General features: G+C 69.1%; 1 protein-coding gene. It reads left to right on the forward strand.

Annotated features, from left to right (window positions below; all coding sequences use genetic code 11):
- A partial coding sequence (locus HKX41_13520) for an isocitrate lyase (protein ID NNC25152.1) occupies window positions 1-236 on the forward strand: 236 nt, incomplete at both ends.

Below are 236 nucleotides of genomic sequence, written 5' to 3' on the forward strand. Positions count from 1 at the left end.
CGGTGAAGAAGTGCGGCCACATGGGCGGCAAAGTGCTGGTGCCGACCCGCGAGGCGGTGGAAAAGCTCGTCGCCGCGCGCCTGGCCGCCGATGTCATGGGCGTGCCGACCCTGATCGTCGCGCGCACCGACGCCGAAGCCGCCGACCTGCTGACCGCCGACATCGATCCGAACGATCAGCCCTTCACCACCGGCGAGCGCACCGTCGAAGGCTTCTACAAGACCCGCAACGGCCTC

Origin of the sequence: Salifodinibacter halophilus (assembly GCA_012999515.1) — a bacterium.
GTDB classification, from domain to species: Bacteria; Pseudomonadota; Gammaproteobacteria; order Nevskiales; family Salinisphaeraceae; genus Salifodinibacter; species Salifodinibacter halophilus.